We start from the raw sequence: 13,656 nt of genomic DNA on the forward strand, positions 1-13,656 counted from the left end.
CGAGTGAGGCCCTGACTGGGCGCTCACGTGGCGGTGTCGCCGGGCGTATCCGGCCGGGGGTCGTCCCCGGACCGGGGCAGGCCGCCCGTCGCTCCAGATGTCGTGTCCTGTTGAGCGGTCCCCTCCGCGGCGGAACCTCGCAGGTCCCGCCCCGCCCGCTCGCTCTCGATGAGCTCGTTCAGCCAGCGCACCTCGCGCTCCACGGACTCCATTCCGTGACGCTGGAGCTCAAGCGTGTAGTCGTCGAGCCGCTCCCGGGTGCGGGCCAGGGAGGCCCGCATCTTCTCCAGGCGCTCCTCCAGCCGGCTGCGCCGGCCCTCGAGCACGCGCATGCGTACGTCACGCGACGTCTGCCCGAAGAACGCGAAGCGAGCGGCGAAGGTCTCGTCCTCGTAGGCGTCCGGGCCCGTCTGGGAGAGGAGCTGCTCGAAGTGTTCCTTGCCGTCGGCCGTCAACCGGTAGACGATCTTGGCGCGGCGACCCGTCAGGGACGCGGCGGCCTCGTCGACGTTCCCCGGCTCCTCGATCAACCAGCCGTTGGCGACCAGCGTCTTGAGGCAGGGGTAGAGCGTCCCGTAACTGAACGCCCGGAACACACCCAGTGACGTGTTGAGACGTTTGCGCAGCTCATAGCCGTGCATTGGGGATTCGCGGAGCAGGCCGAGCACGGCGAACTCGAGGATGCCGGAACGTCGGCTCATCGTCGCCTCCTCTCGTCCTTATGCCGCGCTGATGTATCGACTCGATACATCAGCACGATAGAACGAGCTTCCGCTTGCGACAAGAGGGGGACTGGTGAACGGGATCACATCAGGGATTCGTCGAGAGCAAGTTGCCTGATTTGAGGTGAACTTCGGGGCTCGGGGGTTTTGACGGTGCGTAGTCTGTGCGCCATGCAGACCACCGGGAACCGAGTGACGCGTGGGGGCGTCCCTGTCCCTGGTGCAGTACGGGTGAATGCGGAAGGGGCCGCATCCGTACTTCGGGGGGACCGGAAAACAGCCGCCTTTACCAGGTGCGCAAAGGTGCGCCTGCCCGAGGAGTAGTCGTTCGATGAGCGAGCACCGTCGCAAACCGCCGCCGCCGCAGGGAGGCGGACGTGCCGCGGCCCGACGCGGCCAGTCCGGCTCGTCCTCCGGTCGCCGTGCGGCACCGCGAGGCGCCACAGGGTCTCCGTCCGGCTCGTACGGTCCGGAGGGCGAGGAGCGCCCGTACGGGAGTCGTGCCGAAGCCCGGCGCGCGGCACAGCGGAGCGGAGGCGGTCGCCGCAGAGCGGCCGAGCCGGGCCACGGAGGCCGGCGGTCCGCTCCCGGTGGCCCGGGAGGAGCAGGGCGGGGCCGCGCGGTCGCGTCCGGCAAGAAGCGGATGATCGACTATCCGCGCTGCGACAGAGACGGGTGGCGCCGCTGGATGCCCTCCTGGAAGCTCGTCTCCGGGCTGTGCATCGGGTTCTTCGGCACCATGGTGGCAGCCGCGGGCATCGCCTACGCCATGGTGGGTGTCCCCGTGGTGGCCGAGACCGCGACTGCCCAGAACAACGTCTACTACTGGGCCGACGGCAGCCAGATGGTCGCCACGGGCGGTGAGCGCAACCGGCAGAGCGTCAACCTGGCGCAGATCCCCCTGGCGATGCGCAACGCCGTCATCTCCCAGGAGAACAAGACCTTCTACTCGGACAGCGGCATCGACCCCAAGGGCATCGCCCGCGCCGTGTTCAACATGGCCAAGGGCGGCGATACGCAGGGTGGCTCCACCATCACCCAGCAGTACGTCAAGAACGCGATGCTGAACGACCAGTCGCAGACGATCTCCCGCAAGGTCAAGGAGATCTTCGTCTCGATCAAGGTCGGTGCCGAGGAGCCCAAGGACAAGATCCTCGAGGGCTATCTGAACTCCGCGTACTACGGCCGCGGCGCCTACGGCATCCAGGCCGCCGCGCGGGCCTACTTCAACGTGGACGCCGTCGACCTCAACCCGGGCCAGTGCGCCTTCCTGTCGGCGATGCTCAAGGGCGCCACGTACTACGACCCGGCGGGCGCGACCTCGATCGACCCGGCCGCCACGCCGGAGGCCAACAGCGAGCGTGCCCATCGGCAGATGCAGGACACGCTCGACAAGATGGTGGAGTACGAGCACCTGAGCCAGGAGGACCGGGCCAAGTACACGGAACTCCCCAAGGTGGAGAATCCACGGTCTAACTCCCAGTTGGGCGGCCAGATCGGCTACCTCGTCGACCTCGCCAAGGCGTCAGTGATCAAGACCGGCAAGGTCACGCAGAAGCAACTGGAGCAGGGCGGGTACTCGATCACCACGACCTTCGAGAAGAAGAAGGTCGAGGAGCTCGAAGCCGCGGTCAAGAAGGTCTACAAGAAGAACATCGACCCCGAGAAGCGGCCCGAGACGGACACCCATGTGCAGTTCGGCGGGGCGTCCGTGGATCCCCAGACGGGTGCCATCAAGGCCATCTACGGCGGCCAGGACGCGACCAAGCACTTCACCAACAACGCCGACGTGACCGGTGCCCAGGTCGGTTCGACGTTCAAGCCGTTCGTGCTGGCGGCGGCGATGAAGTGGGGCGTGCGCGATCCCGAGGGCGGTGAGATCCAGCCGCAGGACGAACGCACCGTCATCTCCCCGAAGAGCCTCTACAGCGGCAAGAACAACCTGAAGATCAACAACTACGACGGGACGATCTGGGAGAACGAGGAGGGCAAGCAGTGGCGTCAGGAGAACGACGGCAAGGAATCGATCGGTGATCCACCGGACTACAAGATCGACCTTCGTGAGGCCATGCGGCTGTCGGTGAACTCCGCCTTCGTGCAGCTCGGCATGGATGTCGGCCTGGACCAGGTGAAGGAGGCCGCCGTCGACGCGGGTCTCCTGGAGGGCAGCCTGGCGGGCTCCGGCTATCCGTCCTTCTCCATCGGTGTCTCGGACCCCAGTGCCATCCGCATGGCCGGCTCGTACGCCACCTTCGCGGAGAGCGGCAAACAGCGCGAGCCGTACTCCGTCACCAAGGTGACGAACAAGGACGGCACGGTCTACACGCACACGGTCAAGACCAAGCAGGCGTTCACCGCGAAGGTCGCGGACAACGTCACGGACGTCCTGAAGACCGTCGTCGAGGACGGAACGGGCACCAACGCCCAGTTGCCCGGCCGTGAGGTGGCCGGCAAGACCGGTACCACGGACGGCAACAGGTCCGCCTGGTTCGTCGGCTACACCCCGCAGTTGTCGACCGCGGTCAGCATGTTCCGCTACCCGGACGACGAGACCATCAAGAACCGCACGTTCCTGGAGATGTACGGAACGGGTGGCGAGAAGAAGATCCACGGTGCGTCCTTCCCGTCCATCATCTGGCAGGACTACATGGAAGACGCGCTGAAGGGAACGAAGCCGGAGAAGTTCCCGAAGCCGGAGCCCATCGGCGAGGTCATCAACGACACCCCGCCGCCGAGCCCCTCTCCCTCGCCCTCGGAGACGGAGAAGGAGGAGGAGACGAGCCCGTCGCCGTCGCCGTCGCCCAGCGAGAGCGAGACCAGCCCCTCACCGTCGCCGAGCAACACCTGCGGTGTCTTCGAGTTGAACTGCGAGGACGGCGACAACAGCGGCACCGAGAACGCCGGAAACGAGAACGGTGGTTCGGGCAGCAGTCCGTCAGCTTCGCCTTCGCCCAGTGGGACAGGGGAAGAGGACGACAGCAGAGGCAACCAGAACGGGGGCAGCGGCTTCATCGCCGGCCAGGACGGCTAGCTGCCGAAATATCCGGCATGGGTGTTTCACGTGAAACATCCGCAAGTTTCACGTGAAACAGGGGCCGCCGCATCCATGCGGGTGTGGCGGCCCCGGCGTGTTCCCAGGCGCGTACGGCAGGATGTGCCCATGCCCAGTGCAGAAACGACGCCAGCGAGCGTGCACGAGCCGGATCCGGTGCCGCCCACCAGGGAGGACTCGGTCGCCGCGGCCGGCAGCGAGCTGATCGGCGGCCCTCTCGGTCGACGTGCTCTGCTCAGGACGTCCTGGTGGACTCCCGTGCGGGTGATCGCGCTCGTGGCGATCGGCATGTTCGCCCTCGGCCTGGTCCAGAAGGCGCCCTGTTACAACGGTGCCTGGTTCTTCGGTGCCAGCTCCCAGTACACGCACGCGTGCTACTCGGACATCCCGCACCTCTACCAGGGGCGCGGTTTCGTCGACGGGCTCGTCCCGTACTTCGACAAGCTCCCCGGCGACATGGAGTACCTCGAGTACCCGGTGCTGACCGGCGTGTTCATGGAGGTCGCGTCCTGGCTCACACCGGGCAGCGGCACCATCCAGGACCAGGAGCAGTGGTACTGGATGGTCAACGCCGGGATGCTCATGGCGTGCGCGGCCGTCATCGCCGTCTGCGTGACCCGCACGCACACCCGGCGCCCTTGGGACGGTCTGCTGGTCGCCCTCGCGCCCGCCTTCGCGCTGACCGCGACCGTCAACTGGGACCTGCTGGCGGTCGCCCTGACGTCCACAGCGATCCTGATGTGGTCCCGGGGCCGTTCGCTGGCCTTCGGCGTCCTGCTGGGCCTGGCCACGGCCGCCAAGCTCTATCCCTTCCTCATCCTCGGCCCGCTGCTCGTGCTGTGCTGGCGTGCGGGCAAGTGGCGGGAGTTCGGAAAGGCTCTCGGGGGTGCGGCCGTCGCCTGGCTCGTGGTGAACCTGCCGGTGATGCTCTTCGCGTTCGACGGCTGGTCGAAGTTCTACACGTTCAGCCAGGAACGGGGCGTCGACTTCGGGTCCTTCTGGCTGATCCTGGTCCAGAACACCGACAACCCGCCCAGCACGGAGACCGTCAACACCCTCGCCACGCTCCTGATGCTGCTGTGCTGCGGCGGCATCGCGGCGCTCACACTGGTCGCCCCGCGGCGTCCGCGGTTCGCCCAGCTCGCCTTCCTGATCGTCGCGGCGTTCATTCTCACCAACAAGGTCTACTCGCCGCAGTACGTGCTGTGGCTGGTGCCGCTGGCCGCGCTGGCCCGGCCGAAGTGGCGCGACTTCCTGATCTGGCAGACGTGCGAGGTGGCCTACTTCCTGGGTATCTGGATGTATCTCGCCTACACGACCAGCGGCGACGCCCACAAGGGACTGCCGACGGACGGCTATCACTGGGCGATCGGCGTGCACCTGCTGGGAACGCTGTTCCTGTGCGTCATGGTCGTGCGGGACATCCTGACGCCGGACCGGGATCCGGTCCGGAGGAAGGGCGACGACGACCCGTCGGGCGGAGTGCTCGACGGCGCGGAGGACGTCTTCGTCCTGGGGCCCGCGGCTCACACCGAGCAGCCCGCAGCCCACTTCGAGGGGCCACGCGTGAGGTGGGGCCGGAGTCGGCAGACAGGTGGTTCGCTCTGAGCGAACACCCAAGAGGCCGTACACGGTGACGCCGTGTACGGCCTCTTGCCGTGCGGGTCGGGCTACCGGTCGAGGATGCGGTCGAACTGCGTGGTGGTGTGCCGCAGATGGGCCACCAGCTCGTCACCGACCTTGGGCTCCGGCGCGTCCGAGGGCACGAACAGGATCGAGACCTGCATGTGCGGCGGCTCGGCGAACCAGCGCTGCTTGCCACCCCAGACGAACGGCGCGAGATTGCGGTTGACCGTGGCGAGGCCGGCCCGGGCGACGCCCTTGGCGCGCGGCATGACGCCGTGCAGCGCCTTCGGAGCCTCCAGACCCACCCCGTGCGAGGTACCGCCCGCCACGACCACCAGGAAGCCGTCGGAGGCCGCCTTCTGCTGCCGGTAGCCGAAGCGCTCGCCCTTGGCGACGCGGGTGACGTCCAGGACCGCGCCGCGGTACTCGGTGGCCTCGTGGTCCCCCAGCCACAGCCGGGTGCCGATCCGGGCGCGGAAGCGGGTTTGCGGGAACTGCTGCTGGAGCCGGGCGAGTTCGTCCGCCTTGAGGTGGCTGACGAACATCGTGTGCAGCGGCAGCCGGGCCGCGCGCAGCCGGTCCATCCAGCCGATGACCTCCTCGACGGCGTCCGAGCCGTCGGTGCGGTCCAGCGGCAGATGGATGGCGAAGCCCTCCAGCCGGACATTCTCTATGGCGGCGTGCAACTGCGGCAGGTCCTGCTCGCTGATGCCGTGCCGTTTCATCGAGGACATCACCTCGATGACCACACGCGCGCCCACGAGGCCGTACACGCCGTCGACGGACGACACCGAGCGCACGACGCGGTCGGGGAGCGGTACAGGCTCCTCGCCGCGCCGGTACGGCGTCAGAACCAGCAGGTCACCGCCGAAGAAGTCCTTGATCCGGGCGGCCTCGTACGTCGTGCCGACGGCCAGCACGTCCGAGCCCAGCCGCGTGGCCTCCTCCGCCAGCCGCTCGTGACCGAAGCCGTAGCCGTTGCCCTTGCAGACCGGGACCAGCCCGGGGAACTGCTCCTGCACGTGCTTGTGGTGCGCCCGCCAGCGCGCGGTGTCGACGTAGAGCGTGAGCGCCATGGCCGGACCTGGAACCTCTCTCGTGGCTGCGGTGTGCTGTGGTGTATCGAGTGCGGTGTACCGGGGGAACCCGGGTGGGGCTGTGGAAGCCGCTACCGAAGCTACTGGAGCCGACGGCGTCGGGCAGCGGGGTCAGCGCCGCGACATGTAGATGTCGAGCGCCTTGTGAAGCAGCTTGTTCAGTGGGAAGTCCCACTCGCCGAGGTACTCGGCCGCCTGCCCGCCCGTGCCGACCTTGAACTGGATCAGGCCGAACAGGTGGTCGCTCTCGTCCAGCGAGTCGGAGATGCCGCGCAGGTCGTAGACGGTGGCGCCCAGGGCGTAGGCGTCGCGGAGCATGGCCCACTGCATCGCGTTCGACGGCCGGACCTCGCGGCCGATGTTGTCGGAGGCGCCGTAGGAGTACCAGACGTGCCCGCCGACGACCAGCATGGTCGCCGCCGACAGGTTCACCCCGTTGTGCCGGGCGAAGTACAGCCGCATGCGGTTGGGGTCCTCGTTGTTGAGGGCCGCCCACATGCGCTGGAAGTACGACAGCGGGCGCGGCCGGAAGTGGTCGCGCACGGCCGTGATCTCGTACAGGCGCTGCCACTCCTCGAGGTCGTGGTAGCCGCCCTGGACGACCTCGACGCCGGCCTTCTCGGCCTTCTTGATGTTGCGGCGCCATAGCTGGTTGAAGTTCTTGTGGACCTCTTCCAGGGAGCGGTTCGCCAGCGGCACCTGGAAGACGTAGCGGGGCTGTACGTCACCGAAGCCGGCGCCGCCGTCCTCGCCCTGCTGCCAGCCCATGCGGCGCAGCTTGTCGGCCACCTCGAAGGCGCGCGGCTCGATGTGGTCGGCCTCTATGTCGCGCAGGCGCTTGACGTCGGGGTCCTGGATGCCCTTCTTGATGGAGGTGGCGTCCCAGCGCCGGATGATCACCGGCGGGCCCATCTTCACCGAGAAGGCGCCCTGCTGCTTGAGGTGCGCCAGCATGGGCTCCATCCAGTCCTGGAGGTTCGGCGCGTACCAGTTGATGACCGGGCCCTCGGGAAGGTAGGCGAGGTACCGCTTGATCTTGGGCAACTGCCGGTAGAGGACGAGTCCCGCGCCCACCAGCTCACCGGTCCGGTCGTCGAACCAGCCGAGGTTCTCCGAGCGCCATTCCGCCTTGACGTCTGCCCATGCCGGGACCTGCATGTGACTCGCCGCCGGCAGGCTCTGGATGTAGGCCAGATGCTGCTCGCGACTGATGGTCCTCAGGGTCAGGCTCATTCGGGGCGCTCCTCGGGCTGGTGTGTCCCCATGGGTACAGGGGCTCCGGCTCTCGCGCGAAGCCTACTGCGCCCTGTGAGCGCCCCGTCCGGCGTACGGGTGGAAGGGGGTGTCCGGTGGCCGGGCGGCGGGTCGGGCTCAGCCGAAGAGCCCGCCGTGGGAGATGCCGAAGAACAGACCGAGCGCGGACGCTCCGAGGCCCACCACCAGGCCGAAGCGCTCACGCGTCGTCTCGGAGACGAACTGGCCGTACCCGCCGGTCAGGACACCGAGAAGCCCGGCCCAGGACGTCAGGATGTGGAGCCCTCGGAAGCTCGCGGTGGCGAGGGCGAGGATGCCGAGCACCAGGGTCACGGCCAGCAGCGTGTCCTGGAGGGGGTGCGGTTTGCCGTCGGTGGCCAGCAAGCCGGTCCGGGGCTTGGTGGGTCGCATGATCTGTGCCATGGGGAACCTCCTGCCCTAGGCAGTGCGTCTTCGCCCGTCACATCCGCTGAGTATCGATTGTCTCCCCGCACAGCCGGATTTCAACCGCAAGGCGGTGGCCGGGTACTCTGTACCTTCTGCACTGGTGTCTGCTGCCTCCCACGGCCGGACCGCCTCCTCGGAGGAGGCCCGATTGTCAGTGGGTCCTGGTTTACTCGTTGATACCGGTGCCAACGCATCGCAACCCTCCTGCCACGGAACGACCGTGGCCGCTGAGTCCAAAGGAGGTGGGTTCCACATGCGTCACTACGAGGTGATGGTCATCCTCGACCCCGATCTCGAGGAGCGTTCTGTCTCCCCGCTGATCGAGAACTTCCTCTCTGTCGTCCGTGACGGCGGCGGAAAGGTCGAGAAGGTCGACACCTGGGGCCGTCGTCGTCTCTCGTACGAGATCAAGAAGAAGCCCGAGGGCATCTACTCGGTCATCGACCTGCAGGCCGAGCCTGCGGTCGTCAAGGAGCTCGACCGCCAGATGAACCTGAACGAGTCGGTCCTCCGGACCAAGGTCCTCCGTCCCGAGATGCACTGAGCCTTCCGCTCAGCCGATCCCGGGATTCGAGTAGCAGCACAAGCAGCCAGCAGCAAACCCGCCGAGAGGTTCCCCCATGGCAGGCGAGACCGTCATCACGGTCATCGGCAATCTTGTCGACGACCCCGAGCTGCGCTTCACCCCGTCCGGTGCGGCCGTCGCGAAGTTCCGTGTCGCGTCGACCCCCCGCACCTTCGACCGTCAGACGAACGAGTGGAAGGACGGCGAAAGCCTCTTCCTCACCTGCTCGGTCTGGCGTCAGGCGGCGGAGAACGTCGCCGAGTCGCTCCAGCGAGGCATGCGCGTCATCGTGCAGGGCCGGCTGAAGCAGCGGTCCTACGAGGACCGTGAGGGCGTCAAGCGCACGGTCTACGAGCTGGACGTCGACGAGGTCGGCGCCAGTCTGCGCAGTGCCACGGCCAAGGTCACCAAGACCTCGGGCCAGGGGCGCGGTGGCCAGGGTGGTTACGGCGGCGGTGGCGGCCAGGGTGGCGGCGGCTGGGGCGGCGGCCCCGGCGGTGGCCAGCAGGGCGGCAGCGCTCCGGCCGACGACCCCTGGGCGACCGGCGCTCCCGCCGGTGGCCAGCAGGGCGGTGGCGGTCAGCAGGGCGGCGGCTGGGGCGGTGGCTCCGGCGGCGGTGGCGGCTACTCGGACGAGCCCCCCTTCTAGGCGGGCTCCACTCACACTTCTTGATCACACAGGAGAAACATCATGGCTAAGCCGCCTGTGCGCAAGCCGAAGAAGAAGGTCTGCGCATTCTGCAAGGACAAGGTCACGTACGTGGACTACAAGGACACGAACATGCTGCGGAAGTTCATTTCCGACCGCGGCAAGATCCGTGCCCGCCGCGTGACCGGCAACTGCACTCAGCACCAGCGTGACGTCGCCACGGCCGTGAAGAACAGCCGTGAGATGGCGCTGCTGCCCTACACCTCCACCGCGCGATAAGGGAAGGGTGACCGACTCATGAAGATCATCCTCACCCACGAGGTCTCCGGCCTCGGTGCCGCGGGCGACGTCGTCGACGTCAAGGACGGTTACGCTCGCAACTACCTGATCCCGCGGAAGTTCGCCATCCGCTGGACCAAGGGCGGCGAGAAGGACGTCGAGCAGATTCGTCGCGCTCGCAAGATCCACGAGATCCAGACCATCGAGCAGGCCAACCAGATCAAGGGCCAGCTCGAGGGCGTGAAGGTCCGCCTGACCGTCCGCTCCGGCGACGCCGGTCGTCTCTTCGGTTCCGTCACGCCGGCCGACGTCGCTTCGGCGATCAAGGCCGCCGGTGGTCCCGAGGTCGACAAGCGCCGCATCGAGCTGGGCTCGCCGATCAAGACCCTGGGCGCCCACGAGACGTCCGTGCGTCTGCACCCCGAGGTTGCCGCCAAGGTCAGCATCGAGGTTGTCGCGGCCTGAGCTTTGCTCTCGCTGAAGCGATGAGATGGGGCCGCATCTCCCGGTCGGGAGGTGCGGCCCCATCTTCATGACGTCGTTTCCAGGGCGTCGTTTCCCTGTCTCGCTCTCATGACCCGGCCTGTACGGTCGCGTTTCACGTGAAACGCGATGTTTCACGTGAAACCGTCAGCGTGTGGCACCCGTGACGATCCAGCGGCCTGATCGCGTACGCAGCCACAGCGTCGCCAGACGCATCGCCATCATCAGCGTCATAGCAGCCCACAGAGCAGTGAGGCCGCCGCCGAGCGTCGGGACGAGAAGCGCCGCAGGAATGAAGACCACCAGGGTGAGCAGCATGGCCCAGGCGAGATACGGGCCGTCGCCCGCGCCCATGAGGACCCCGTCCAGGACGTAGACCACTCCGCAGATCGGCTGCGAGGCGGCCACGATCAGCAGAGCGGGCAGGGCGGTGTCCTTGACCGCGGAATCTCCGGTGAAAAGGGGCAGGAAGGCCGGGCGTGAAAGCACCACGAGCAGACCGAGCCCGACCCCGACCGCCACGCCCCACTCCACCATCCTGCGGCAGGCGTCGCGGGCGCCCTGGGCGTCACCGGCTCCCAGGTAACGCCCGATGATGGCCTGGCCGGCAATGGCGATGGCATCCAGGGCGAAGGCGAGCAGACTCCACAGGGACAGGATGATCTGATGGGCCGCGACGTCGGCGTCACCGAGCCGGGCCGCCACGGCCGTGGCGATCATGAGAATCGCCCGCAGCGAGAGGGTGCGTACCAGCAGCGGCACGCCGGCCTGGGCGGAGGCCCTGATGCCGGCAATGTCGGGGCGCAGCGAGGCACCGTGTCGGTGTGCCCCGCGGACCACCACCCAGAGGTACACGGCGGCCATGCCGCACTGGGCGATGACGGTGCCCCAGGCGGAGCCCGCGATGCCGAGGCCGGCGCCGTAGACGAGTACGACATTGAGGATCGCGTTGCCGACGAAGCCGGCGATGGCCACGTAGAGGGGGGTCCGGGTGTTCTGCAGACCCCGCAGGACGCCGGTCGAGGCCAGCACGACGAGCATGGCCGGGATGCCGAGGGCGGAGATTCGCAGATATGTGATGGCGTACGGACCTGCGGTGTCGGACGCGCCGAAGAGTTCGACGAGGGAGGGTGCCGTGGGCAGGACGACGGCTATGACGACGGCGCCGAGCAGCAGCGCCAGCCAGATGCCGTCCATGCCCTGGCGGATCGCGGATTGCATATCGCCCGCGCCGACGCGGCGGGACACGGCCGCCGTGGTGGCGTAGGCGAGGAAGACGAAGACGCTGACAGCCGTGGTGAGCAGAGCCGAGGCGATGCCGAGTCCGGCGAGTTGGGCGGTGCCGAGATGGCCGACGATCGCACTGTCGGCCATGACGAAGAGGGGCTCGGCGACGAGCGCGCCGAAGGCCGGGACGGCCAGCGCGACGATCTCGCGGTCGTGTCGGCGCCGGACGGTCCGGGAGCGCGCGGAGGCCTGTGTCATGAGCACCAATCTAATCGTCCACAGGTAAGAGATGCAAAGCTATTGCGACCCTTACTTACCGTCTCGCCGTGTGTACTTCTGGGCACAGTTCGCACCGATCTTGATCCGGCTGGGCAAGTTTTTCTTCTGCACAGGCGGTGGATGACAAAGGTGCAGCTCAGAGTAGTTCCGTAGGCCGGGTCGAGGGCTTGTTCACAGGGCTGTCCACCGAGTCGTGCACAGGTTTCGATGAGTTCTCCACAGCATCGGGCCGCTCGTCCACATGGCCTGTGGATAACCAGATTGGCTGACGGTGCCCGCAGGCCTACGGTGGTCCGGCGCCTGGTCCGTCCACCGGCTTGTGGACCATCACAAAACCGACGCGCCAGAACCGGAGTTGGGCGTCTTATTTGTCAGTGCCGTGCCGTAGAAATGAGGGGCACGGCGAGGTCCGCTCGGCGGACAGGAGGAGGTGGCTCGGTGAGCATTTCCGAGCCTTTGGACGACCCGTGGGCCGACAGCGGTCCCAGTGATCGTCTGCCCGCTTCCCGCCGCCGCGGCGACGGGGGCCGCAGCCGCGACGAACAGCATGAGCGCGGTCCGGACAACGCCGCGTGGGATGGCGGCGGGCCGTCGTTCGAGCGGGTACCGCCGCAGGACCTGGATGCCGAGCAATCCGTCCTCGGCGGCATGCTCCTGTCCAAGGACGCCATCGCCGACGTCGTCGAGATACTCAAGGGTCACGACTTCTACAAGCCGGCCCACGAGACGGTCTACCAGGCCATCCTCGACGTCTACGCCAAGGGCGAGCCCGCCGACCCCATCACCATCGCCGCCGAACTCACCAAACGCGGCGAGATCAACAAGGTCGGCGGTGCCTCGTATCTGCACACCCTCGTCCAGACCGTGCCGACGGCCGCGAACGCCGCGTACTACGCGGAGATCGTGCACGAGCGTGCCGTCCTGCGCCGCCTGGTGGAGGCCGGCACGCGGATCACGCAGATGGGATACGCGGCCGACGACGACGTCGACGAGATCGTCAACCGCGCCCAGGCCGAGATCTACGCCGTCACCGAGCAGCGCACCAGCGAGGACTATCTGCCGCTCGGCGACATCATGGAGGGTGCGCTCGACGAGATCGAGGCGATCGGGTCGCGCAGTGGCGAGATGACCGGTGTACCCACGGGGTTCACGGACTTCGACTCGCTGACCAACGGTCTGCACCCTGGTCAGATGATTGTCATCGCCGCGCGTCCCGCCATGGGCAAGTCGACGCTGGCGCTGGACTTCGCGCGCGCCGCCTCGATCAAGAACAACCTCCCGAGCGTCATCTTCTCGCTCGAAATGGGGCGTAACGAGATCGCGATGCGTCTGCTGTCCGCCGAGGCCCGAGTCGCGCTGCACCACATGCGCTCCGGCACGATGACGGACGACGACTGGACCCGGCTGGCCCGCCGGATGCCGGATGTCTCCGCCGCCCCCCTCTACATCGACGACTCGCCGAACCTGTCGATGATGGAGATCCGCGCCAAGTGCCGCCGCCTCAAGCAGCGCAATGACCTCAAGCTGGTCATCATCGACTACCTCCAGCTCATGCAGTCCGGCGGTTCCAAGCGTGCCGAGAGCCGTCAGCAGGAGGTCTCGGACATGTCCCGTAACCTCAAGCTCCTGGCCAAGGAGCTGGAGCTCCCGGTCATCGCGCTCTCCCAGCTGAACCGTGGTCCCGAGCAGCGCACCGACAAGAAGCCGATGGTCTCCGACCTGCGTGAGTCCGGCTCGATCGAGCAGGACGCCGACATGGTCATCCTGCTGCACCGTGAGGACGCCTACGAGAAGGAGTCGCCGCGCGCGGGCGAGGCCGACCTCATCGTGGCCAAGCACCGTAACGGTCCGACGGCGACGATCACCGTGGCCTTCCAGGGCCACTACTCGCGTTTCGTGGACATGGCGCAGACCTGATCCTGACGGCGACGATCTGGGAAATCGGCTCGACGTGCGGTGCCCGGGCCGATGGAGTG

Annotated in this window: 12 protein-coding genes; 7 read left to right on the top strand and 5 right to left on the bottom strand. The window is 67.5% G+C overall.

The genetic code is table 11. From position 1 onward, the window contains the following. Window positions 1-23: 23 nt before the first annotated feature. Window positions 24-701 (bottom strand): PadR family transcriptional regulator, encoded by a 678-nt coding sequence (locus B1H29_RS18660; RefSeq protein ID WP_055422124.1) that lies wholly within the window; start codon window positions 699-701, stop codon window positions 24-26. Between the two features lie 664 nt (window positions 702-1,365). On the opposite strand from B1H29_RS18660, the gene B1H29_RS18665 reads away from it, so the two are divergent. Both B1H29_RS18665 and B1H29_RS18670 read left to right on the top strand, forming a co-directional pair. Beyond that, window positions 1,366-3,753, top strand: a complete 2,388-nt coding sequence (locus tag B1H29_RS18665) for a transglycosylase domain-containing protein (RefSeq protein ID WP_055422123.1) — start codon at window positions 1,366-1,368, stop codon at window positions 3,751-3,753. Window positions 3,754-3,882: 129 nt separating this feature from the next. Then, entirely contained in the window at window positions 3,883-5,382 is a 1,500-nt protein-coding gene (locus B1H29_RS18670; protein ID WP_055422122.1) for a glycosyltransferase family 87 protein, read from the top strand. 62 nt (window positions 5,383-5,444) lie between these two features. Here B1H29_RS18670 and B1H29_RS18675 read toward each other — a convergent pair whose 3' ends face one another. The 3 genes from B1H29_RS18675 to B1H29_RS18685 form a co-directional block, all read right to left on the bottom strand. Next, window positions 5,445-6,476, bottom strand: a complete 1,032-nt coding sequence (locus B1H29_RS18675; RefSeq protein ID WP_055422121.1) for an alanine racemase — start codon at window positions 6,474-6,476, stop codon at window positions 5,445-5,447. A gap of 132 nt (window positions 6,477-6,608) precedes the next feature. Further along, window positions 6,609-7,730: a peptidoglycan bridge formation glycyltransferase FemX gene (gene femX, locus B1H29_RS18680; RefSeq protein WP_055422120.1), complete on the bottom strand. Its 1,122-nt coding sequence runs from the start codon at window positions 7,728-7,730 to the stop codon at window positions 6,609-6,611. A gap of 138 nt (window positions 7,731-7,868) precedes the next feature. Next, window positions 7,869-8,174: a hypothetical protein gene (locus B1H29_RS18685; protein WP_055422119.1), complete on the bottom strand. Its 306-nt coding sequence runs from the start codon at window positions 8,172-8,174 to the stop codon at window positions 7,869-7,871. Window positions 8,175-8,451: 277 nt separating this feature from the next. On the opposite strand from B1H29_RS18685, the gene rpsF reads away from it, so the two are divergent. The 4 genes from rpsF to rplI all read left to right on the top strand — a co-directional run bounded on the left by rpsF (window position 8,452) and on the right by rplI (window position 10,156). Then, window positions 8,452-8,742, top strand: coding sequence for a 30S ribosomal protein S6 (rpsF, locus tag B1H29_RS18690; protein ID WP_003975025.1), 291 nt, complete (start codon window positions 8,452-8,454; stop codon window positions 8,740-8,742). A gap of 76 nt (window positions 8,743-8,818) precedes the next feature. Continuing rightward, the gene (locus B1H29_RS18695; protein WP_055422118.1) at window positions 8,819-9,412 is read left to right on the top strand and encodes a single-stranded DNA-binding protein; all 594 of its coding nucleotides are present in this window, start codon (window positions 8,819-8,821) and stop codon (window positions 9,410-9,412) included. 42 nt (window positions 9,413-9,454) lie between these two features. Next, a complete protein-coding gene (rpsR, locus tag B1H29_RS18700) occupies window positions 9,455-9,691 on the top strand; it encodes a 30S ribosomal protein S18 (RefSeq protein ID WP_003949403.1) in 237 nt (78 codons plus the stop codon). Between the two features lie 18 nt (window positions 9,692-9,709). After that, entirely contained in the window at window positions 9,710-10,156 is a 447-nt protein-coding gene (gene rplI / locus B1H29_RS18705; protein WP_055422117.1) for a 50S ribosomal protein L9, read from the top strand. 165 nt (window positions 10,157-10,321) lie between these two features. On the opposite strand, the gene B1H29_RS18710 is transcribed toward rplI, so the two are convergent. After that, a complete protein-coding gene (locus B1H29_RS18710; RefSeq protein ID WP_055422116.1) occupies window positions 10,322-11,659 on the bottom strand; it encodes an MATE family efflux transporter in 1,338 nt (445 codons plus the stop codon). Window positions 11,660-12,118: 459 nt separating this feature from the next. On the opposite strand from B1H29_RS18710, the gene dnaB reads away from it, so the two are divergent. Beyond that, a complete protein-coding gene (gene dnaB, locus B1H29_RS18715; RefSeq protein ID WP_055422115.1) occupies window positions 12,119-13,597 on the top strand; it encodes a replicative DNA helicase in 1,479 nt (492 codons plus the stop codon). Window positions 13,598-13,656 lie beyond the last annotated feature (59 nt).

The sequence above is a fragment of the Streptomyces pactum genome, assembly GCF_002005225.1.
In the GTDB taxonomy this organism is placed as follows: domain Bacteria; phylum Actinomycetota; class Actinomycetes; order Streptomycetales; family Streptomycetaceae; genus Streptomyces; species Streptomyces pactum_A.

What these genes read in the sequence shown, in the direction of transcription:
- femX (WP_055422120.1), bottom strand. Translation starts at nt 7,730, where the DNA reads ATGAGCCTGACCCTGAGGACCATCAGTCGCGAGCAGCATCTGGCCTAC.
- rplI (WP_055422117.1), top strand. Translation starts at nt 9,710, where the DNA reads ATGAAGATCATCCTCACCCACGAGGTCTCCGGCCTCGGTGCCGCGGGC.
- B1H29_RS18675 (WP_055422121.1), bottom strand. Translation starts at nt 6,476, where the DNA reads ATGGCGCTCACGCTCTACGTCGACACCGCGCGCTGGCGGGCGCACCAC.
- B1H29_RS18665 (WP_055422123.1), top strand. Translation starts at nt 1,366, where the DNA reads ATGATCGACTATCCGCGCTGCGACAGAGACGGGTGGCGCCGCTGGATG.
- B1H29_RS18695 (WP_055422118.1), top strand. Translation starts at nt 8,819, where the DNA reads ATGGCAGGCGAGACCGTCATCACGGTCATCGGCAATCTTGTCGACGAC.
- B1H29_RS18710 (WP_055422116.1), bottom strand. Translation starts at nt 11,659, where the DNA reads ATGACACAGGCCTCCGCGCGCTCCCGGACCGTCCGGCGCCGACACGAC.
- B1H29_RS18660 (WP_055422124.1), bottom strand. Translation starts at nt 701, where the DNA reads ATGAGCCGACGTTCCGGCATCCTCGAGTTCGCCGTGCTCGGCCTGCTC.
- rpsR (WP_003949403.1), top strand. Translation starts at nt 9,455, where the DNA reads ATGGCTAAGCCGCCTGTGCGCAAGCCGAAGAAGAAGGTCTGCGCATTC.
- rpsF (WP_003975025.1), top strand. Translation starts at nt 8,452, where the DNA reads ATGCGTCACTACGAGGTGATGGTCATCCTCGACCCCGATCTCGAGGAG.
- B1H29_RS18670 (WP_055422122.1), top strand. Translation starts at nt 3,883, where the DNA reads ATGCCCAGTGCAGAAACGACGCCAGCGAGCGTGCACGAGCCGGATCCG.
- B1H29_RS18685 (WP_055422119.1), bottom strand. Translation starts at nt 8,174, where the DNA reads ATGGCACAGATCATGCGACCCACCAAGCCCCGGACCGGCTTGCTGGCC.